The 21100-nt window shown below is 37.8% G+C and carries 15 protein-coding genes and 1 pseudogene; 14 read left to right on the forward strand and 2 right to left on the reverse strand.

Annotation, left to right across the window (positions count from 1 at the left end):
• Positions 1 to 37: 37 nt before the first annotated feature.
• The 5 genes from Q2T41_RS12420 to infB all read left to right on the forward strand — a co-directional run bounded on the left by Q2T41_RS12420 (position 38) and on the right by infB (position 5019).
• Positions 38 to 166 carry a hypothetical protein gene (locus Q2T41_RS12420; RefSeq protein WP_304436354.1) on the forward strand — a complete coding sequence of 43 codons (129 nt, stop codon included), beginning with the start codon at positions 38 to 40 and terminating at the stop codon, positions 164 to 166.
• 17 nt (positions 167 to 183) lie between these two features.
• A complete protein-coding gene (locus Q2T41_RS12425) occupies positions 184 to 348 on the forward strand; it encodes a hypothetical protein (RefSeq protein WP_304436355.1) in 165 nt (54 codons plus the stop codon).
• Positions 349 to 462: 114 nt separating this feature from the next.
• Positions 463 to 924, forward strand: coding sequence for a ribosome assembly cofactor RimP (rimP, locus tag Q2T41_RS12430; protein WP_304437439.1), 462 nt, complete (start codon positions 463 to 465; stop codon positions 922 to 924).
• A gap of 12 nt (positions 925 to 936) precedes the next feature.
• Positions 937 to 2169, forward strand: a complete 1233-nt coding sequence (nusA, locus tag Q2T41_RS12435; RefSeq protein WP_089259328.1) for a transcription termination factor NusA — start codon at positions 937 to 939, stop codon at positions 2167 to 2169.
• A gap of 42 nt (positions 2170 to 2211) precedes the next feature.
• The gene (gene infB / locus Q2T41_RS12440; RefSeq protein WP_304436356.1) at positions 2212 to 5019 is read left to right on the forward strand and encodes a translation initiation factor IF-2; all 2808 of its coding nucleotides are present in this window, start codon (positions 2212 to 2214) and stop codon (positions 5017 to 5019) included.
• Between the two features lie 45 nt (positions 5020 to 5064).
• Here infB and Q2T41_RS12445 read toward each other — a convergent pair whose 3' ends face one another.
• On the reverse strand, positions 5065 to 5436 hold the full coding sequence (locus tag Q2T41_RS12445) for an SPOR domain-containing protein (protein WP_304436357.1): 372 nt from the start codon (positions 5434 to 5436) through the stop codon (positions 5065 to 5067).
• Positions 5437 to 5668: 232 nt separating this feature from the next.
• Between Q2T41_RS12445 and Q2T41_RS12450 the strand changes: the two genes are divergently transcribed.
• From Q2T41_RS12450 to Q2T41_RS12490, 9 genes and pseudogenes are all read left to right on the forward strand, one after another.
• Entirely contained in the window at positions 5669 to 7030 is a 1362-nt protein-coding gene (locus Q2T41_RS12450) for a c-type cytochrome (protein ID WP_304436358.1), read from the forward strand.
• 35 nt (positions 7031 to 7065) lie between these two features.
• On the forward strand, positions 7066 to 10182 hold the full coding sequence (locus Q2T41_RS12455) for a TAT-variant-translocated molybdopterin oxidoreductase (RefSeq protein ID WP_304436359.1): 3117 nt from the start codon (positions 7066 to 7068) through the stop codon (positions 10180 to 10182).
• Positions 10183 to 10216: 34 nt separating this feature from the next.
• Positions 10217 to 11962 (forward strand): helix-hairpin-helix domain-containing protein, encoded by a 1746-nt coding sequence (locus Q2T41_RS12460; RefSeq protein ID WP_089259333.1) that lies wholly within the window; start codon positions 10217 to 10219, stop codon positions 11960 to 11962.
• A gap of 2 nt (positions 11963 to 11964) precedes the next feature.
• Positions 11965 to 12495, forward strand: coding sequence for a DUF3341 domain-containing protein (locus tag Q2T41_RS12465; protein ID WP_089259334.1), 531 nt, complete (start codon positions 11965 to 11967; stop codon positions 12493 to 12495).
• Between the two features lie 2 nt (positions 12496 to 12497).
• Positions 12498 to 13058 (forward strand): c-type cytochrome, encoded by a 561-nt coding sequence (locus Q2T41_RS12470; RefSeq protein WP_304436360.1) that lies wholly within the window; start codon positions 12498 to 12500, stop codon positions 13056 to 13058.
• Positions 13059 to 13073: 15 nt separating this feature from the next.
• The gene (locus tag Q2T41_RS12475) at positions 13074 to 14408 is read left to right on the forward strand and encodes a quinol:cytochrome C oxidoreductase (RefSeq protein WP_304436361.1); all 1335 of its coding nucleotides are present in this window, start codon (positions 13074 to 13076) and stop codon (positions 14406 to 14408) included.
• Between the two features lie 32 nt (positions 14409 to 14440).
• Positions 14441 to 15540: pseudogene (locus Q2T41_RS12480) on the forward strand (cytochrome c oxidase subunit II).
• Between the two features lie 66 nt (positions 15541 to 15606).
• On the forward strand, positions 15607 to 17430 hold the full coding sequence (locus Q2T41_RS12485; protein WP_304436362.1) for a cytochrome c oxidase subunit I: 1824 nt from the start codon (positions 15607 to 15609) through the stop codon (positions 17428 to 17430).
• Between the two features lie 126 nt (positions 17431 to 17556).
• A complete protein-coding gene (locus tag Q2T41_RS12490; protein ID WP_304436363.1) occupies positions 17557 to 18381 on the forward strand; it encodes a GIN domain-containing protein in 825 nt (274 codons plus the stop codon).
• A gap of 41 nt (positions 18382 to 18422) precedes the next feature.
• On the opposite strand, the gene Q2T41_RS12495 is transcribed toward Q2T41_RS12490, so the two are convergent.
• On the reverse strand, positions 18423 to 21086 hold the full coding sequence (locus tag Q2T41_RS12495; protein ID WP_304436364.1) for a TonB-dependent receptor: 2664 nt from the start codon (positions 21084 to 21086) through the stop codon (positions 18423 to 18425).
• Between the last annotated feature and the right edge of the window lie 14 nt (positions 21087 to 21100).

The raw sequence follows: 21100 nt of genomic DNA on the forward strand, positions 1-21100 counted from the left end.
TTGACTTATTGAAAATAAACATGTAGCGGGTTTGCAAATGAGCGCCCTTGGTAATTCATTGGCAATGGCAACACAAATGAAAGGGTCTGGGGATTTAAGCGAGTTACAGTTAAAAGAGGCCGCGGACGCCATGATGATTTTATATAATGATTATAAAGTAGATTAGGAAGAAAGGAATTTAAGATGGGTGAGGTGTTGTATTGGGCGCCCAATGTAGCGGTAAAGAATAATTCCTTAATAGAAATAGATACAAAAGAGGCAATTGGGGGGTATTCTATAGTTCTGCAAGGATTAGATCAAAATGGTAATCCTTTGCGGTTAGAGAAAACGATTGAAATTATTGAATGATTGTGATTGAAAATTAGGACATTAATCCTAAAAAATATTATATTTGCAGTGCTGAAAGGATATAAAGGTATTCATGAGGGGACAATTAGTCCCCTCTTTTATTACTTATTATTTATGCTAAAGGAAAAAGTAAAGGAGTTATTGGAACTAGGTCTAAAGGAAGACCCTTCATTGTTTTTAATAGATTTTACAATGGGGGCCGATAATAGTATACATGTGGTTATTGATGGGGATCATGGTGTTACGGTAAGTGATTGTATAAAGATCAGCCGCGCCATTGAGCATAACCTAGATCGTGACGAGCATGATTTTTCCCTAGAGGTGGCATCGGCAGGAGCGGCTTCGCCATTGGTGATGCCTCGCCAATATTTAAAAAATATTGGAAGAAAACTTGAAGTAAGAACCAATGATGATAAATTTGAGGCTAATTTAACTGCCGTTAATGAAAATTCTATAGTTTTAGAGTGGAAGGCTAGAGAACCTAAGCCAATAGGAAAAGGAAAGGTTACCGTTCAAAAAAAAGAAGAAGTAAATTTTTCAGATATTATTAAAGCAAAAGTTGTATTAAAATTTTAATTGTAATTACCAATGGAAAATATTGCGTTAATTGAATCTTTCTCAGAGTTTAAGGACGATAAGTTCATAGACAGGGTAACACTAATGGCCATTTTGGAAGATGTTTTTAGAAATGCGCTAAAAAAGAAATTTGGTTCAGATGATAACTTTGATATCATTATTAACCCAGATAAAGGAGATTTGGAAATTTGGCGTAACCGTGTTGTGGTAAACGATGGTGAGGTTGAAGAGCCCAATGAGGAAATTTCCTTGTCAGAAGCTCGTAAGATAGAGCCGGATTTTGAAGTTGGTGAGGATGTTTCAGAAGAGGTTAAATTAATTGACTTGGGAAGAAGGGCTATTTTGGCATTAAGGCAAAACCTAATTTCTAAGATTCATGAGCATGACAATACTACCATATATAAGCACTTTAAAGATTTGGAAGGTGAAATATATACGGCAGAAGTACATCATATTCGCCATAAGGCTATAATTTTGTTGGATGACGAAGGCAATGAAATCGTTCTTCCAAAAGATAGGCAGATACCATCGGATTTTTTCCGTAAAGGTGATAATGTTAGGGGTATTATTGAAAGTGTTGAACTTAAAGGCGCAAAGCCTACCATTATCATGTCAAGAAGTTCTCCCAAATTCTTGGAGCAGTTGTTTTTCCAAGAGATACCCGAAGTATTTGACGGTTTGATCACGGTTAAAAAGGCGGTTCGTATACCAGGGGAAAAAGCTAAGGTGGCAGTAGATTCCTATGATGACCGTATTGACCCTGTTGGTGCTTGTGTAGGAATGAAAGGATCTAGGATTCATGGTATTGTCCGTGAACTGGGGAACGAAAATATAGATGTAATCAACTGGACGGCAAACCCACAATTGTTGGTTACCAGGGCTTTGAGCCCAGCTAGAGTGTCTTCTGTAAAGTTGAACGAGGAAAAAAAGACCGCTCAGGTTTACCTTAAACCAGAAGAAGTTTCCAAAGCTATTGGTAGGGGAGGACATAATATTAGATTGGCAGGTCAGTTGACAGGTTATGAGATAGATGTTTTCCGTGAAGGAGTTGAGGAAGATGTGGAATTGACCGAGTTTTCAGATGAAATCGATGCTTGGATCATAGAGGAATTCAAGAAGATAGGTATGGATACCGCACGTAGCGTTTTAGAACAAGATGTTAGTGATTTGGTAAAGCGTACTGATCTTGAGGAGGAAACAATTGTTGAAGTTGTTCGCATCCTAAAAGAAGAATTAGAAGATTAGCTATATATTAGCACTTAAATAAAAGAACGGGAATCAGTATTTATGGCAGACAATGCGAAAATAAGGCTTAATAAAGTTCTTCGTGAACTTAATATTTCCTTGGATAGGGCAGTGGACTTTCTAAACGGAAAAGGACATGATGTGGAAGCTAGGCCTACCACTAAAATTTCTGATGATGTTTATCAAGTTTTGCTTGACGAGTTCCAGACGGACAAGAGTAAAAAAGTTGCATCTAAGGAAGTAGGAGAGGAAAAGCGGAAAGAGAAAGAGGCAATTAGGGTACAACTGGAAAAGGAACAAGATGATCGTCGCTTGGCCCGTGAGCGTAGAAATGCCGAATCAGAAGAGTCGACCTTGGTAGGAAAAGTTGAACTTGCCGGGCCAAAGATGGTCGGTAAGATTGATCTGAATCCTAAAAAGAAGAAAGAAGAGCCTGCTAAGGATGTTCCAAAAACCGAAGCAAAGGCCGAAGTTAAGCCTGAAGCAAAAGAAGAGGTTCAAAAAACTGAAAAGGTTGAGGTAGAAAAGCCAATAGAAGCTCCTGTAGCCAAAAAAGAAGAGGTCAAAAAAGACGAACCGAAGGCAGAAACGCCTAAGGTAAGTGAATCCAAGAAGGAAGAAAAAGCTGAAACTGCAAGTGAAGCTAAGGATAAGGGAACGGCAGAGCCGGAAGCTCCCGTTACCATAGAGACCCAATATCAAAAATTATCAGGTCCTAAAATTGCTGGCGCTAAAATCGATTTAAGTAAATTCGAAAAGCCCAAAAAGAAACCAGCGGATAAGAAACCTGCAGATAAATCTACCGATCGTAAGAAGAGGCGTAGAAGAATCGTTACAAAAAATACATCTGGACCGGGTGGAGGTCAATCAAGACCCTCCAATACTACTGGGGATCGTAAAGGTAGAGGTAGATTTGCCCCAACCGCCAAAGTGGAGCCTACGGAAGAAGATGTTCAAAAGCAAGTACGTGAAACCTTGGAGAAGCTGCAAGGCAAGTCCAAAAAAGGTAAAGGTGCTAAATATAGAAGAAGTAAAAGAGATCAGCACCGTGAGCAAACGGAAAAGGATCTTGAAAAACAAGAATTAGAGAATAAGGTACTTAAGGTTACCGAGTTTGTTACGGCTACGGAAGTTGCTACAATGATGGGGGTTTCTACAACAGAAATTATTTCTGCCTGTATGTCCTTAGGTATTATGGTGACCATGAACCAGCGTTTAGATGCGGAAACGTTATCTATCGTAGCAGAGGAATTTGGATATGAAGTAGATTTTGTAACCGCAGATATAGAAGAAAGTATTGTTGAGGAGCCAGATGCTCCTGAGGATTTGAAGCCTAGGGCTCCGATCGTGACCGTAATGGGGCACGTGGATCACGGAAAAACCTCTCTTCTGGATTATATTAGAAAGGAAAACGTAATTGCGGGTGAAAGTGGAGGTATTACCCAGCACATTGGTGCATACGGGGTTACTTTGGAAAATAGGGAGCGTATTGCATTCTTGGATACACCTGGTCACGAGGCGTTTACCGCAATGCGTGCAAGGGGAGCACAAGTAACGGATATCGCTATAATCGTAATTGCAGCTGATGACGATATAATGCCGCAGACTAAGGAGGCCATAAGCCATGCGCAAGCAGCTGGCGTACCTATTGTTTTTGCAATTAATAAAATCGATAGACCAACCGCAAACCCTGATAAGATCAAGGAAGGCTTGGCACAAATGAATTTATTGGTAGAAGATTGGGGCGGTAAAATTCAATCGCATGATATTTCTGCCAAGACAGGTCTAGGGGTCAAGGAATTATTGGAAAAAGTATTGTTGGAGGCTGAAATATTGGAGCTGAAGGCAAATCCTGATAAACTGGCCAGTGGAACAGTCGTTGAGGCTTACCTGGATAAAGGTAAGGGGTATGTATCAACGGTCTTGGTACAGGCAGGAACCCTTAAAATAGGGGATTATGTACTAGCCGGTACCACCAGTGGTAAAATTAAGGCCATGCAAGATGAGCGTGGTAATGCGGTAACGGAAGTTGGTCCTTCTAGGCCAATATCCATTCTTGGTCTAGATGGAGCATCGCAGGCCGGTGATAAGTTCTATGTACTGGAAGATGAACGTGAAGCAAAACAAATTGCATCTCGTAGATCACAGTTACAAAGGGAGCAATCCGTTAGAACGCAACGTCATATAACACTAGATGAAATTGGTAGAAGAATTGCATTAGGTGAATTTAAGGAACTTAATATTATCCTTAAAGGTGATGTGGACGGTTCGGTTGAAGCACTTACAGATTCGTTCCAAAAGTTATCTACGGATGAAATCCAAGTTAATATCATTCATAAGGCGGTAGGGCCAATTACGGAATCTGATGTACTTCTTGCATCTGCATCAGACGCGGTCATAATAGGATTTAATGTAAGGCCAATGGGTAATGCCAAGGCCATTGCAGAGAAAGAGGAAATAGATATCCGTATGTATTCCATTATTTATGCGGCAATCAATGACCTTAAGGATGCAATGGAAGGCATGTTGTCCCCGGAAATGAAAGAAGAGATAACCGGTACGGCAGAAATTAGGGAAACATTCAAGATTTCCAAAATTGGAACCATTGCAGGTTGTATGGTAACCAGTGGTAAGATATTTAGAAATTCCAATATTCGTTTAATACGTGATGGCGTGGTAATTTATACCGGAACATTAGCATCGTTGAAAAGATTCAAGGATGATGTTAGGGAAGTTTCCAAAGGCTATGACTGTGGACTTCAGATCAAGAACTACAATGATATAGTAGAAGGAGATATAGTAGAAGCGTTCCAAGAGGTAGCTGTTAAAAAGAAACTGAAATCAAAATAAGTAAAACTACATGTTTATGTGTAGTTTGGATAAAAAAAAATCGACCTATTTGGTCGATTTTTTTGGTTTTAAAAGCATGGCGTCCGGATACTTTATCCGTACTTCATTAAATTTTCGTTCCGCATCCAATTTAGATGTAAATCGGCCTACCCGTACTCTATAAGTTGGTGAGTCAAAATCTATTTTAGAAACTAATTCTGGAAAATCTTCCTCTACATTTGCCTTTATTTTTTGGGCCTTTGCATAATCCCCAAAACCCACTTGAATTCTATAATATTCGTTATGGCTCAACGAAGATTTGTAAATTTCCAACAATTGGTCAATTTTCTCGTCTTGTTGAATGTTTACCTTGGCACCTTGTGAATAGCCAAATTGAGCTAAACCTGCCAAAAGTACTATAGTATAAAGTGTTTTCATAACCTATTAAATCATTTTATTTTGAATAGACACAAAAGTAATTTATTAAGGATCAAACAAATAAATCAAAGGTTATTTAGAATATTTCTAAATTGTAAATTATAAATACATTAACATTTTGCAAATAAAGTCTATGTCGTATTTTTGTCACCGATTTAGGCATTTGATGGATGTTAACAGGTTTCATCTATGACCAAAATCATGCCAAGATTCCGATAGAAATATTCGATATATGAAAAAGGTTCCATACCGAAATCAGTTTTCTAAAATTTTAGGACTTACCCTAATAGCTTTTTTGTTTTATACTGTTCCTGCTACCGCGCAAGATGATGCTTCTGGTGAAGTTGCCGCGGCAGATGCTGGAGATGCTAAAAAAGGCAAGGCGTTGTTCAACCAGAATTGTGCCGCTTGCCATGCATTAAACCGTAAAATGACTGGTCCTGCCTTGGCCAATGTAGAGGCAAGGCTGAGTGAAGAAGAAGGGCTGGATAAAGAGTGGTTGTACTCTTGGATAAAAAATAGTCCGGGAATGATAAAATCCGGAGACCCTTATGCCAATAAGGTCTATGCGGAATTTAACCAAGCGGCAATGACTGCTTTTCCTACGTTGACCAATGAGGATATTGATAATATACTGGCCTATACTGCCGCACCTCCTCCTTCAGCACCTGCCGCCGCGGCTGGGGCAAGTGATGGGGCTTCTGGTACAGCTACTCAGGCTGGAGGAGTGTCCAATGAAATTATATTGGGTGCATTAGTACTGGTTTTCGGGTTATTGGTTGTGATGTTATTGTTGGTGAACAAGACCTTGCAAAGAATTGCCCAAGCCAATGGGGTAATCGTTGAAAAGGAAAAAGCGGAGAAAGGTTTGCCATTATGGAAGGCTTTTGCCAAAAACCAATTTTTGGTATTGGTGACCGCAATATTATTGTTGTTGGGGAGTGCATATTTTGCTTATGGTTGGATGATGCAAGTTGGTGTTGATCAGGGGTATGCTCCAATTCAACCTATACATTACTCGCATAAAATACATGCAGGTGACAATAAAATAGAGTGTAAATATTGCCACTCTTCCGCTAGGGTGTCAAAACATTCCGGTATTCCTTCCTTGAATGTATGTATGAATTGTCATAAATCTATTTATGAATATACGGGCAATCCAGAAGGACCTTCGCAAGAAGATTTGGAAAACGGCTACACGAACGAGTTTTATACCGGGGAAATAAAGAAATTGTATAAGGCTGTTGGTTGGGATGAAACTAACCAAAAATACACTGGTGAGAGCCAGCCTGTAGAGTGGGTGCGCATACACAACTTGCCAGATTTTGCATACTTCAACCACTCTCAACATGTTTCTGTTGCCGGGGTAGAATGTCAAACTTGTCACGGACCGGTTGAGGAAATGGAAATTATGTATCAATATTCTTCGTTGACAATGGGTTGGTGTATTGATTGTCATAGAGAGACCAATGTAAAGGTCGAAGGAAACGAATACTATGAGAAAATCCATGCTGAACTTTCCAAGAAATATGGGGTTGATAATTTAACGGCTGCACAGTTGGGCGGTCTGGAATGTGGAAAGTGTCACTATTAATAATAATTTAAAGAAGCTAATTACAGATAATACGTATGGCATCAAACAAAAAATATTGGAAAAACGAAGCGGAGTTAAATCCTGATGATTCCATTGTTGAGGCGCTTAAACAGAACGAGTTTGTAGAGCAGATTCCGGTTGATGAATTCTTGGGCGATAAGGAAACTTTAGCTACAACGAATACAAACCGTAGGGATTTCTTGAAATATGTCGGTTTTAGTACAGCTGCAGCTTCATTGGCTGCATGTGAGGGTCCGGTTACGAAATCAATACCTTACGTTGTTCTTCCGGAGAACATTGTTCCTGGTGTGGCAAATTATTATGCTACCACTATTGCCAATGGTTTTGACTTTGCAAGTATTTTGATAAAAACTCGTGAAGGTAGACCCATTAAGGTGGAGAATAATACCTTGGCCAAGGTTGGTGGTGCTGCAAATGCAAGAATACAGGCATCTGTACTTTCTTTATATGACAGTACAAGATTGCAAGGGCCAATGGCAAATGGGGAAGCTGTAGAATGGAATGTGCTAACGGCAACATTAAAATCCAAATTGGGAGCTTTAAATGGTTCTTCAAAGAAGATTGCTTTGCTGACGCAAACATATGCTAGTCCTTCAACTGATCGACTTATTGCTGAGTTACAGGCTTCTAATGGGAATATTGAGCATATAGTATATGATGCAATATCTGAAGATGCTGCATTGACCGCTTTTGAGGCTAGATACGGAGAACGTGCTTTGGCTGATTATGACTTTGAAAAAGCGGAATTGATTGTTTCTTTTGGTGCTGATTTCATTGCGGATTGGCAAGGTGGAGGATATGATGCAGGTTATTCTAGAGGGCGTGTACCCAAAAAGGGTAAAATGTCTCGTCACGTGCAATTAGAGGCCAATATGTCCTTGACGGGTGCAAATGCGGATAAGCGTATTCCTTTGAAACCAAGTGCTCAAAAAATTGTTCTTGCCAAATTGTATGGTAAGTTGAACGGTACCAATGTTGGAGGCAATACATCTGAATATGATGCTGCCGTAGATAGTCTGGCTACGGAAATTAAAAAAGCGGGTTCCAATGCTGTTGTGGTTACAGGTTTGGATGATGTTAATGCCCAGGCTGTAGTACTGGCAATAAATGAAATGTTGAGTAGTAAAGCTTTTGATGCTACTGCTCCAAAATACATAAGGCAAGGTAGTGTTAAGGCCTTGAATTCTTTGATTTCCGATATGAAATCCGGTAGGGTCGGAGCATTGATTATGGATGGTATAAATCCATTATATTCACTGCCTAATGCTGCGGATTTTAAAGAAGGTTTAGAGAAAGTTGATCTTTCCGTTATGTTTACTTCCAATTGGAACGAAACCGCGGAGGCCGTACAATATGTTGCTGCATCTAACCATTACTTGGAGTCTTGGGGTGATATAGAAATTAAAAAAGGTCATTTTAGTTTAATGCAACCTACTATTAAGGAATTGTTTGATACCAAGCAATTTCAATCGGTTCTATTAGAGCTATTAGGTAGTGAGCAAACCTATTACGAGTATATTAAGGAAACATGGTCCTTGTCTATTTTAAATGGTGCTAACTGGAACCAAGCGTTACAAGATGGTATTTTCATTGGAAATGGTGAGGTTACCGACAATGATGAGTCTCAATCTAATACATTGATCGGTGGTAATGCCGTTGTTTCCAATACATCTTCAATTTCTACCGCCGTACGTAGTCTTGCAAATACTACCGGTGACGGTATGGAGCTTACATTGTATTCAAAAGTAGGTATGGGTGATGGCCAGCAGGCAAGTAATCCTTGGTTGCAAGAGTTTCCTGATCCAATTACAAGGGTGTCTTGGGATAATTATGTTACAATTTCAAAAGCTGATGCCGTTGAGTTGGGCGTAGAAAATGTAAATGTTGCTAATGGCGGAATGGATGGTAACTATGTTAAGCTTACCGTTAATGGCGTTAGTTTGGATAAGGTCCCTGTGGTCGTTCAGCCAGGGCAGGCTAAGGGTACGGTAGGTCTTTCTTTTGGTTATGGTAAAACTGTAGGTTTAAAAGAGGAAATGAAGACCGGTGTCAACGCCTTTGCGCTATATGACGGCTTTAATGCACATCAAACCGTTAGTGTGGAGAAAGTAGCCGGTAATCATGAGTTTGCCTGTATTCAATTGCATAAAACCCTTATGGGTAGAGGGGATATTATAAAGGAAACTACCTTAGAAATATTCAATACCAAAGATCATGCGGAATGGAACGAAGTTCCTGTGGTTTCTTTAGACCACCAAGAGGTTCCTGCAACGTCAGTAGATCTTTGGGACAGCTTTGACCGTACTATTGGCCACCATTTTAATATGTCAATAGATTTGAATGCATGTACCGGTTGTGGATCTTGTGTTATTGCATGTCATGCAGAGAATAATGTACCTGTTGTTGGTAAAGCTGAAGTAAGAAAGTCAAGGGATATGCACTGGTTGCGTATTGATAGGTATTATTCCTCTGAAGAAACATTTGAGCAGGATAATATCAAAAAGGACGAATTTGATGGCTTAAGTGGTGAAAAAGGTTCGTTGGGTGGTTTTGGTGAATTGGAAGATCCTTCCGCTAATCCTCAGGTTGCTTTTCAACCTGTAATGTGTCAACATTGTAACCATGCTCCATGTGAGACAGTATGTCCCGTGGCGGCAACATCACACGGTAGACAAGGTCAGAATCAAATGGCATATAACAGATGTGTGGGTACAAGATATTGTGCAAACAACTGTCCTTATAAAGTGCGAAGGTTCAACTGGTTCCTTTACAATAACAATGATGAGTTCGACTTCCATATGAACAATGATTTGGGTAAAATGGTATTGAACCCAGATGTAAACGTTCGATCTAGAGGTGTTATCGAGAAATGTTCAATGTGTATTCAGAAAACACAAAAAACAATTTTGGATGCCAAGAGAGATGGTCGTGTAATCAAGGATGGAGAATTTCAAACAGCCTGTTCTTCCGCATGTAGTAATGGTGCTATAGTATTCGGTGACATTAACGACAAGGAAAGTAAAGTGGCGGAATTGAAAGAAAGTGACCGTATGTACCACTTACTGGAGCATATAGGTACCCAGCCAAACGTTTTCTATCATGTTAAGGTTAGAAATACCAACGAAGCATAAAAAAAATACTAGAAAGTAATTATAACAAAAGTCTATGGCGTCGCATTACGAAGCTCCTATACGAAAACCCCTAGTAATTGGAAACAAAGGCTACCACGATGTAACAGTGGATATTGCTGCTCCCGTAGAGGGAAGAGCAAATAAGCATTGGTGGATAGTATTCTCTATTGCCCTAGTGGCATTTTTGTGGGGAGTAGGTTGTATAATTTATACGGTCTCTACCGGTATCGGTACATGGGGACTTAACAAAACGGTAAACTGGGCTTGGGATATCACCAACTTCGTATGGTGGGTTGGTATTGGTCATGCCGGAACCCTAATTTCTGCGGTACTGTTGTTGTTCCGTCAAAAATGGAGAATGGCCATTAACCGTTCTGCAGAGGCAATGACGATTTTCTCGGTAGTACAAGCAGGTTTGTTCCCAATTATTCACATGGGTCGCCCTTGGTTGGCTTACTGGGTACTTCCAATTCCAAACCAATTTGGATCTCTTTGGGTAAACTTTAACTCCCCTTTACTTTGGGACGTTTTTGCGATCTCGACTTATTTATCCGTGTCATTGGTTTTCTGGTGGACAGGTTTACTTCCAGATTTTGCAATGATACGTGATAGGGCTGTTTTGCCTTTTCAGAAGAAAATATATAGTCTATTAAGTTTTGGATGGAGCGGTCGTGCAAAAGATTGGCAACGATTTGAAGAGGTTTCATTGGTCTTGGCCGGTCTAGCAACTCCTCTGGTATTATCCGTACATACTATTGTATCATTTGACTTTGCTACATCTGTAATACCTGGTTGGCATACCACGATTTTCCCGCCTTACTTTGTTGCGGGTGCGATTTTCTCTGGGTTTGCAATGGTAAATACCTTGTTGATTATAATGAGGAAAGTATGTCATTTGGAAAATTACATAACTATTCAGCATATAGAATTAATGAATATCGTAATCATGTTAACCGGTTCTATTGTAGGTTGTGCCTATATTACCGAGTTGTTCATGGCGTGGTATTCTGGTGTGGAATATGAGCAATATGCATTCTTGAACAGGGCAACAGGACCTTATTGGTGGGCGTATTGGTCAATGATGACTTGTAACGTATTCTCTCCGCAGTTCATGTGGTTTAAAAAATTAAGAACCAGTATTATGTTCTCATTCTTCATATCTATTGTAGTTAACATAGGTATGTGGTTCGAAAGGTTCGTAATAATTGTAACATCATTACATAGGGATTATTTGCCATCTTCATGGACAATGTTCTCTCCAACGTTTGTGGATATCGGTATATTCATTGGTACCATAGGGTTCTTCTTTGTATTGTTCTTGTTATATTCTAGAACCTTCCCTGTAATTGCACAGGCAGAAGTAAAGTCTATCCTGAAATCGTCTGGGGAAAAGTATAAAACCTTAAGGGATGCGGGGAAACCGTTATATACGATTACACCTATGAAGAGAGAGATAGAAGAGCCAATTACGGATAATGTTCTTATGGGCGAGGTGGTACCGGCTGTTGGGGATAAGGTCGGGGTTTCTGATCTATTAAGTGCGGTAGGTACGTTTGATGCAACCAGGGAGCAGCCAGATGATCTTAAAAAAGTGAAAGGTATTGGTCCGCAAATGGAAGCCACTTTAAACGAAATAGGAATATATACGTTTGCTCAAGTAGCTAGAATGACCGAACGTGAGTACGATCTATTGGACTCTATTACAGGATCTTTCCCAGGAAGGGCACAACGTGATGATTGGGCAGGACAAGCAGCAATTTTATTAAATAACAAAAGATAAATATGGCATCTAAAGTTATACATGCTTTTTACGACGATGATGATGTTTTAATGCATGCCGTTAAGAAGGTTAAGGCAGCCAAACATCATATTGAAGAGGTATATTGTCCTTTTCCGGTACACGGACTGGATAAAGCAATGGGCTTGGCGCCTACAAGAATAGCTATCACTTCCTTTTTATACGGATGTGTAGGTTTAACGGTTGCCGTTCTTATGATGAATTATATCATGATAGAAGACTGGCCTCAAGATATTGGAGGTAAACCTAGTTTTAGCTATATAGAGAACATGCCGGCTTTTGTGCCTATTATGTTTGAATTAACGGTGTTTTTTGCAGCACACTTAATGGTAATCACGTTTTATCTAAGAAGTAGATTGTGGCCTTTTAAGGAAGCGGAAAACCCAGATGTTAGAACTACGGATGATCACTTTCTAATGGAAATTGAAATCCATGATAATGAGCAAGAACTAAAAGATTTATTGATGCAGACCGGTGCTGTTGAAATCAATATATCAGAAAAAAACAGTCATTAAATATGAACAGTTTTAAGAGTGTAATATTAGTATTGGCGTTGGTCATATTGGCAACTTCTTGTCATGATAAAAGTGTTAGGAATTACCAGTATATGCCCAATATGTATGAATCTGTAGGATATGAAACCTATGGAGAGGCAGATTTTTTACCAAATCAAGCGGAAGCTTTGGTGCCACCTGCAAACACGGTAAACCGTGGATGGTTGCCATATGAGATTGAGAATTCACCAGAGGGTAAGGAGTTGGCTAGATTACAGTCCAGCCCATTAGATTCCTTAAATACGGATGAAAACCTGGCTAAAGGTGATCAATTATATACCATTTATTGTGCTATCTGTCATGGAGATAAGGGTGACGGACAAGGTACTTTGGTAAAAAGAGAGAAAATATTGGGTGTTCCTAGTTATGCAGATCCAGTAAGAAACGTTACCGTTGGTACTACCTATTATACAATTCATTATGGATTGAACTCAATGGGGTCATATGCTTCTCAAATGAATACTGAGGAAATGTGGCAAGTATCTGAATATGTAATGCAATTGAAACAAGATTTAACCAAATAATAGGTAAACAATACTATGTATACGTTTTCAAATAGACTTAAAATAGCTTCCATTATTCTAATGATCGTTGGTGCGTTAGGAATTGTTGGGGGATTCGTAATGGCTCCCGGAAGTATCGAAGAGGCGAAAGAAATGGTAGCAAGTCATGATGACGGTCATGGGGACTCCCATGCTGTGGAAGCTTCCCATGGCGGTACAACTAATGAACATGCTGTTGCAGAAGGTCATGGTGAAGAACATGATGCTTCACATGACCAGCATTTATTGGATCAATTAAAAAATAGACCTTGGGCGGCGTTATATGTTGCTGCATTCTTTTTCATGATGATATCATTAGGTGTATTGGCATTTTATGCTATACAGCGTGCAGCTCAAGCAGGTTGGTCTCCATTGTTATTTAGAGTAATGGAAGGTATTACCGCATACTTGGTTCCTGGTGGAATTATTGTATTCGTAATTTTATTATTATCTGTTCTTCATATGAATCATCTATTCATATGGATGGACGCTGATATAGTTGCACACGATGCGTTATTACAAGGTAAATCTGGATATTTAAATCCTACTTTCTTTTTGATTAGAGCAGCTATATTTTTAGCGGGTTGGATTGGTTATAGAGAATATTCTAGAAAATTATCGTTAGCTCAAGATCAATCTGATGACAATTCCAATTTCAAGTTAAATTTTAGAATATCTGCCGCTTTCTTGGTGTTTTATTTGATTTCCGAATCAATTATGTCCTGGGATTGGATAATGAGCGTTGAGCCACATTGGTTCAGTACATTGTTTGGGTGGTATATATTTGCAAGTATGTTCGTATCAGGTATTACGGTCATTGCCATGGTTACCATCTATTTAAAGTCCAAAGGTCTTTTGCCAGATGTAAATGACAGCCATATCCATGATTTGGCAAAATTTATGTTCGGTATCAGTGTATTTTGGACGTATTTATGGTTTTCACAATTTATGTTGATTTGGTATTCCAATATTCCAGAAGAGGTAACTTACTACGTAACCCGTATTTCGGATTATAAATTGCCATTTTTTGGTATGATCGCTATGAACTTTTTGTTTCCTGTTCTATTATTGATGAACAGTGATTATAAAAGAATAAGTTGGTTCGTAGTTCTAACTGGTATTGTAATTTTGGGTGGACATTATATGGATATTTTTAATGCCATTATGCCTTCAACCGTTGGTGATCAATGGTTTATTGGAATTCCAGAAATTGGATCTGTTCTGTTCTTTGCCGGATTGTTTATTTTTTGGGTGTTCAGGGCTTTGGCCACTGCGCCTTTACAACCAAAACGAAACCCTTTTATTGAGGAAAGTAAGCACTTTCATTATTAATAGATAAGTAAAGTATAATATTTATATACACAATGACGACATTATTGACTTTAGCTGTTCTTGTACTTGTAGCGATTGCCATTTGGCAGTTGACTAAGATATTTGAATTATCACAGCTCAAAACTGCACAAACTCAAATTGCTACGGATAGCGACAATAAGAATAATGGCTACATGTTATTCGGCTTTTTGATTTTCATTTATGGAATAACAATATTTAGCTTCTGGAAGTATAGTAAGTTTTTATTGCCAGAGGCGGCTTCTGCTCATGGTGAAGAGTATGATTATTTAATGCTTGTATCCTTCATTATTATTTTTATCGTACAGACCATTACCCAAGCCCTATTACACTATTTTGGCTATAAGTACAGAGGGCGAGAAGGTCAAAAGGCTTTGTTTTATGCGGATAACGATCGGTTAGAGTTTATTTGGACTATTATTCCGGTAATTGTTTTGGCAGGTTTAATTCTTTGGGGATTATATACTTGGACATCAATTATGGATGTCAATGATGAGGATGACCCTCTGATCGTTGAGCTTTACGCCCAACAATTTAATTGGACGGCTAGATATGGTGGGGCCGACAATGTTCTTGGTGGTGCCAACGTAAGGATGATCGATATTGATAAGGCTAACGTTTTAGGATTGGACGAAAGTGATACCTACGCACATGACGATGTTATCGTTAAGGAACTTCATTTACCAGTTGGTAGAAAGGTTAACTTTAAAATGCGTTCACAAGATGTATTGCATTCAGCTTATATGCCACATTTTAGAGCTCAAATGAACTGTGTGCCGGTATGATTACCGAGTTCTCATTTACACCTATCTATACAACGGAAGAAATGAGGGTTAATCCTGAGGTAATGTCCAAGGTGAAGAGAACCAACAAGATTAGGGCAGAAAAGTCTGCCGGTGGCGAGGAAACTTTAGACCCATGGCAATTTGATTATGTATTGCTTTGTAATAAGATTTGTGGTAAATCCCATTACAATATGCAAATGAAGATTATTGTAGAGACGGAAGAGGAATATAATGCATGGATGGAGAGTCAGTCCACTTTTGCCGAAACGGTAATGAAAGACGATACCAATCCTGCATTTAATGTAGTAGAAACGGCATCGGTAGATTAAAGGTTATCCCTTTGTCTATAATAATTAAGCTATAATAAGAAAATTAATAAAACTAAGATTACGATTATGTCAGCAACAGCACATGTAGATGGTCACGTACACGAAGATCACGGACATCATCATAAAGAAACTTTTGTAACAAAGTACATCTTTAGTATGGATCACAAGATGATCGCAAAACAGTACCTTATTACTGGGGTCCTTATCATGGGCTTTATTGGTATTGCCATGTCCTTGATGTTTAGAATGCAATTGGCTTGGCCTGGTGAGTCATTTCCAATTTTTGAGGCACTTTTAGGTAAGTGGGCTCCAGAAGGAGTTATGGATGCAGATGTTTATTTGGCTTTGGTGACAATGCATGGTACCATAATGGTATTCTTTGTACTTACCGCTGGTTTAAGTGGTACGTTCAGTAATTTGTTGATACCCTTACAGATTGGAGCTAGGGATATGGCTTCAGGGTTCTTGAACATGGTATCGTTCTGGCTGTTCTTCGTTTCATGTGTAATCATGGTAATATCTTTATTCGTTGAAGCAGGACCTGCAGCTGCAGGGTGGACAATTTATCCGCCTTTAAGTGCCTTGCCGTCCGCACAGGCCGGTTCTGGGTTAGGTATGACACTTTGGTTGTCCTCAATGGCCATATTTATTGCATCTTCATTATTGGGGTCATTAAATTATATCGTTACGGTTATTAATTTGAGGACTAAAGGAATGTCAATGACCAGACTTCCATTGACCATTTGGGCATTTTTTGTAACAGCAATAATTGGTGTAATTTCTTTCCCAGTGTTATTGTCAGCAGCTTTATTGCTGATTATGGATAGAGGTTTTGGAACTTCATTTTTCCTTTCGGATATATTTATACAAGGAGAAGTATTACATTATCAAGGTGGATCACCGGTTTTGTTTGAGCATTTATTCTGGTTCCTGGGTCACCCAGAGGTATACATCGTTTTATTACCTGCCTTGGGTATCACCTCAGAAGTAATGTCCACAAATGCGCGTAAGCCTATTTTTGGGTATCGTGCCATGGTTGCTTCTATACTTGCTATTGCATTCCTTTCGACCATCGTATGGGGTCACCACATGTTTATTTCAGGTATGAATCCGTTTTTAGGTTCTGTATTTACCTTTACGACATTGTTGATTGCGATACCATCTGCAGTAAAGTCGTTTAATTATATCACTACGTTATGGAAAGGTAACCTTCAAATGAACCCTGCCATGTTATTTTCCATTGGCTTGGTGTCAACTTTTATTACCGGAGGTCTTACAGGAATTATACTTGGAGACAGTACTTTGGATATCAACGTACATGATACGTACTTTGTAGTGGCTCACTTCCATTTGGTGATGGGTATTTCTGCGCTATACGGTTTGTTTGCGGGTGTTTACCATTGGTTCCCTAAAATGTTTGAAGGTAGGTTAATGAACAAGAACTTGGGTTATGTTCACTTTTGGGTAACCGCTATTTGTGCGTACGGTGTATTTTTTCCAATGCACTTTGTAGGTATGGCAGGTGTGCCAAGAAGGTACTACGAGAATACAGCTTTCCCAATGTTTGATGAATTGGCCGATATACAAGTATTAATGACCGTGTTTGCTATTACGGCGGGTGCAGCGCAACTTGTCTTCGTAGGTAATTTTATCTACAGTATGTTCTATGGTAAAATTGGACCTAAGAACCCATGGAAATCCAATACATTGGAGTGGACAGCGGAACAGAAGCATGTACATGGTAACTGGGATGGACCAATTCCTGAAGTACACAGATGGGCCTATGATTATAGTAAGGTAGATGAAAATGGTGAATATATTTTGCCTGGGCAAGATTACGTTCCTCAGCATATACCTCTTCAACAAGATGAGGAAGAATTAAATCATTAAAAAAACATGATTGAATAAAAAGCCCAACTAATCTTAGTTGGGCTTTTTTCTATTTAAGATTTTGCCAAGTAATTTTTTGGTTACATAAAATTCAATATCTTCCCTTATAAATAAACACAATTGATTATGAAAAAGGTAGTGGTTTTGTTGGTACTCCTAGTTGGGGTACAAATTTTTGCACAAAGAAAACCCAAAATAAAAGGAAATAAGAACGTCATTGAATTACGTGAGGACTTACCATCTTACACAGCAATAGAGTTGGTAGATGATTTGGATATTGTACTCCAAAAATCATCACAAGAAGGATATTCCTTGGAAATTGATGATAATTTAGTGGACGTTTTAAAGTTTGATGTTGATAATGGGGTGTTGAAAATCTCTTCTTTCTATAATATTACTTCCAAAAAGAAATTGGAGATCACAGTATTTTTTAGTGAGTTATCCGCTGTGAAAATGCTAAATGGAAAAATAAGTATGAAAGACGTAATATCAACAGATGAGCTTCATGTCCTTACTTCGGGTACATCTAGGTTAGAATTAAATGCAACGGCAGATGTGGTAGATATTACAATGGAGGAAATTAGTTCCGGTGATTTTAATATAGCGAGTGATTCCTTGAACCTTACCTTAAAAGACCGTATTGATGTTAAATTGTACACCACAGGTGTAAATAATGCCCTATACATGTATAAAAATGCTTCTGCCAAGATAGAGGGAACGGCAGACGTGTTAAATGCAAAACTATACGGAAATAGTTCATTGAAGGCCTCTGATTTACAAGCAGGTGAAGTTCACTTATCAACCGAAGATTCTCCAGATGCACAAATACGTGCATTGAACACTTTTAAACTGAGTGCAAAAGGTTCCTCTAAAACCAAACTTTACGGTGATGCCAAAATTGATATTATAGATTTTTTAGATACTTCTAAATTGGAAAAGGAAAGAAACTAATTTGTGTATCAATCAAATAAATTATAATGCGGGAGATAGTCTTAATATTTAAAATTTATCGTTAATAATATAAGTCTATCAAATAATGATTCAGCTATTATTGTTGTAGAAAAGTCATTATTACTCACATTGCCTATAAAACTTTGATTGAGTAAATTTCTGCCCTCTAAAGTATATGAAATTGTTTTTTTCTTATTTTCCAGTAATATAGAACTATTTAGTGTTAAGGTATTGTTACTTCCATTATCTAGATTTGGAACCGTGTAGTTTAAATTATTTACAATCCTTAGATTAGATTTGGGAACATAGGTTACATTAAATTTATTAATGATTCCTTGGTTACTAAATCCTTCATCAACAAAGTTTGAAAAATCTGTTTTTGTATAGGTTAGGTTATTTCCAAATAGAAATTTTCCAATAAAGGAGGTACCAATAGCTAAATGTGTATTGAGGGATTCCATGGTATTAAAACGCAATTCCGAATCATTTACAATATTCACATAATTAGAATTATTGTAACTGGAGTTAAAGCGAATAGTGGAGCGTAATGGATTTATATACTTACTAAAATTAAAACTCCAAATTCTATCTACTGAACTATTGTTGAACCCAATGTTCGTAATAACATTTACATAGCTATTGATAGTATTTGTTATGAGATAGGTATTGTTGTTTTTATTGTATCTAAACCCTAAACTAAGATTGGTATCTTTTATTAAATTATTATAGTTGTAATATATACTGGCCGAACTTGAACGAAGGTTTTCAAAGTTGAGTTCATTCGTTACTAGTCTTCTATTTGAACGTAAAATGAAATTGGTATAGAGGTTTTCTTCATTAGGAATCTCGTTCAAATATTCCAAACGGGTTGAAATACTATTTCTTTTATCGAAATGGTAATTAAATCTCACGTAGGCGTCCATCAGTCCTTTTGAATTATTATGATTTCTTGATAATGTGGCATCGTTATAATTGTAGGTAAATAACTTTAATTTTATACTTGGTCTAAAACTAAAATTTGAAAGTTTTAAAAAATATTCAGCGGAAATTTCCGGAACCAACACCTCATAATCTATATCGTTTTCAAATGCGGTATTTCCTTCCGTATTGGATAACGTGCTCCTCAAGGTATTTTTAAAATAGGTAGTTTTAAGTTTTAAATTGAACTTGTCATTTTCGCTAATTTTTTGGTAATAATTACTGATCAATCGCACTTGCTGTTTTCTAGAGAATGAGCTTTGATTATTACTTTCTCCCAAAATGGGAGAGTAGGTGTTAAAATCTATTCCAGAAAAAAGGGTTAGATATTCTGGTTTTTCACTGTATGCCATAAGACCTTCTAATTTTAATGCTTTTGTGTCGTCAATTCTTAGCGTATATGTAGAATTATTGGAAACGAACACATCATTGAAAATAGTGTTTTCGCCTTGTTGCTGTTCATTACGTATACCTAATAATTGTCTTTCATTCCTAAGTTTGGAAAATTTAATAGTAGTGGTCCAAGATTTTGATGAAGAAGCAAATTTTTGAAAATAAATACTTGAATTAAAGTAGTTAGGTTTAATTAAATTACTATTTCTTTCCTCTATCCGTATGGTGTCATTCTCACCATTTCCAATTAAAGTGAGTTGACTCCTTTGTTCAAGAGATCGATCAGCAAGGGCATCAATATTAAGGCGTAGGGTTTCGGTGTCCGATATTTTTGGTAATAGGTTTATACTACCAAAATATTCATTGTTTGAAATACTATTGTTTTCTGGGAATAAATTAGAATTGTCCCCTACGTAGCTAGGGGCATCCAACCCATTGGAGTGTTGCTCCCGTAGTTTATCTATAAATTCGGTAGCGTCAAAATTTGAATTTTCCAAATCATTACCGATGGAATTAAACGAAGCAATGCCAAATGCTTTCAACGGTTTGGAAACAGTAATGACAGTTGTATTTAGAGAAAATCTATTTCCATTGGCATAAGAAGCTTCTGCATCTCCAGAAAGTGATACGCCTTTTCCAAACTTTAAATTTAATGCGACGATATCATTTTCGCTTAAACCTTGCAACAAGGAATTCTCTTCAAAATTTTCAATGGCTTCAATACCTTTAATATGGCTTGCATTGATTCTTTTTGTGCCTACCGTATAGTTGCCATTGAATAAATTGTCTCCATCAAGAAGTACATTGCTAACATTTTTACCCTTAAATTGTAATCTGCCTCTACTATCAATGACTACTCCAGGTAGCTTTTGTAGAATTTCTTCTACCACACGTTCCGTACCATCCGTTAATTTTTCCAAATTAAAGATAGTAGTATCATTTTTTACGATGACTCTAGGTGCCGCCCTAATTTCAACTTCTTCAAGTTCCTCAACCCTATTTTTCAGTTTAAAATTTTCAATAATTTTAAGAGCGTTTTTATCAATGACAATCTTTTTGGTCAAGGTTTCATGAACTAAGGATGAAGTTACTAGAAGAAGACTTTTTCTATTGGTTTGATGTATTATTTTAAATCTCCCAAAATCATCTGTAATGGCGAATGCAACAATCAGACTTAAGCTATCATTTGTTTTTAATAAGACATCTATATTGGGTATTGGCTCATTAAGGTCATTTGTAACCGTACCTGATACCATAATTTCCTTTTGTCCTAAGGCAATACTTAAAAACAATGAAAAAAATGTGATGGTAAGATAATTCCTTAATTTCACCATATTTGTAAAACCAA

It is taken from the genome of Maribacter confluentis, assembly GCF_030505015.1.
Taxonomy (GTDB): domain Bacteria; phylum Bacteroidota; class Bacteroidia; order Flavobacteriales; family Flavobacteriaceae; genus Maribacter; species Maribacter sedimenticola.

What these genes read in the sequence shown, in the direction of transcription:
- Q2T41_RS12465 (WP_089259334.1), top strand. Translation starts at nt 11,965, where the DNA reads ATGGCATCTAAAGTTATACATGCTTTTTACGACGATGATGATGTTTTA.
- Q2T41_RS12495 (WP_304436364.1), bottom strand. Translation starts at nt 21,086, where the DNA reads ATGGTGAAATTAAGGAATTATCTTACCATCACATTTTTTTCATTGTTT.
- Q2T41_RS12450 (WP_304436358.1), top strand. Translation starts at nt 5,669, where the DNA reads ATGAAAAAGGTTCCATACCGAAATCAGTTTTCTAAAATTTTAGGACTT.
- infB (WP_304436356.1), top strand. Translation starts at nt 2,212, where the DNA reads ATGGCAGACAATGCGAAAATAAGGCTTAATAAAGTTCTTCGTGAACTT.
- rimP (WP_304437439.1), top strand. Translation starts at nt 463, where the DNA reads ATGCTAAAGGAAAAAGTAAAGGAGTTATTGGAACTAGGTCTAAAGGAA.
- Q2T41_RS12420 (WP_304436354.1), top strand. Translation starts at nt 38, where the DNA reads ATGAGCGCCCTTGGTAATTCATTGGCAATGGCAACACAAATGAAAGGG.
- Q2T41_RS12425 (WP_304436355.1), top strand. Translation starts at nt 184, where the DNA reads ATGGGTGAGGTGTTGTATTGGGCGCCCAATGTAGCGGTAAAGAATAAT.
- Q2T41_RS12470 (WP_304436360.1), top strand. Translation starts at nt 12,498, where the DNA reads ATGAACAGTTTTAAGAGTGTAATATTAGTATTGGCGTTGGTCATATTG.
- Q2T41_RS12445 (WP_304436357.1), bottom strand. Translation starts at nt 5,436, where the DNA reads ATGAAAACACTTTATACTATAGTACTTTTGGCAGGTTTAGCTCAATTT.
- Q2T41_RS12460 (WP_089259333.1), top strand. Translation starts at nt 10,217, where the DNA reads ATGGCGTCGCATTACGAAGCTCCTATACGAAAACCCCTAGTAATTGGA.
- nusA (WP_089259328.1), top strand. Translation starts at nt 937, where the DNA reads ATGGAAAATATTGCGTTAATTGAATCTTTCTCAGAGTTTAAGGACGAT.
- Q2T41_RS12490 (WP_304436363.1), top strand. Translation starts at nt 17,557, where the DNA reads ATGAAAAAGGTAGTGGTTTTGTTGGTACTCCTAGTTGGGGTACAAATT.
- Q2T41_RS12475 (WP_304436361.1), top strand. Translation starts at nt 13,074, where the DNA reads ATGTATACGTTTTCAAATAGACTTAAAATAGCTTCCATTATTCTAATG.
- Q2T41_RS12485 (WP_304436362.1), top strand. Translation starts at nt 15,607, where the DNA reads ATGTCAGCAACAGCACATGTAGATGGTCACGTACACGAAGATCACGGA.
- Q2T41_RS12455 (WP_304436359.1), top strand. Translation starts at nt 7,066, where the DNA reads ATGGCATCAAACAAAAAATATTGGAAAAACGAAGCGGAGTTAAATCCT.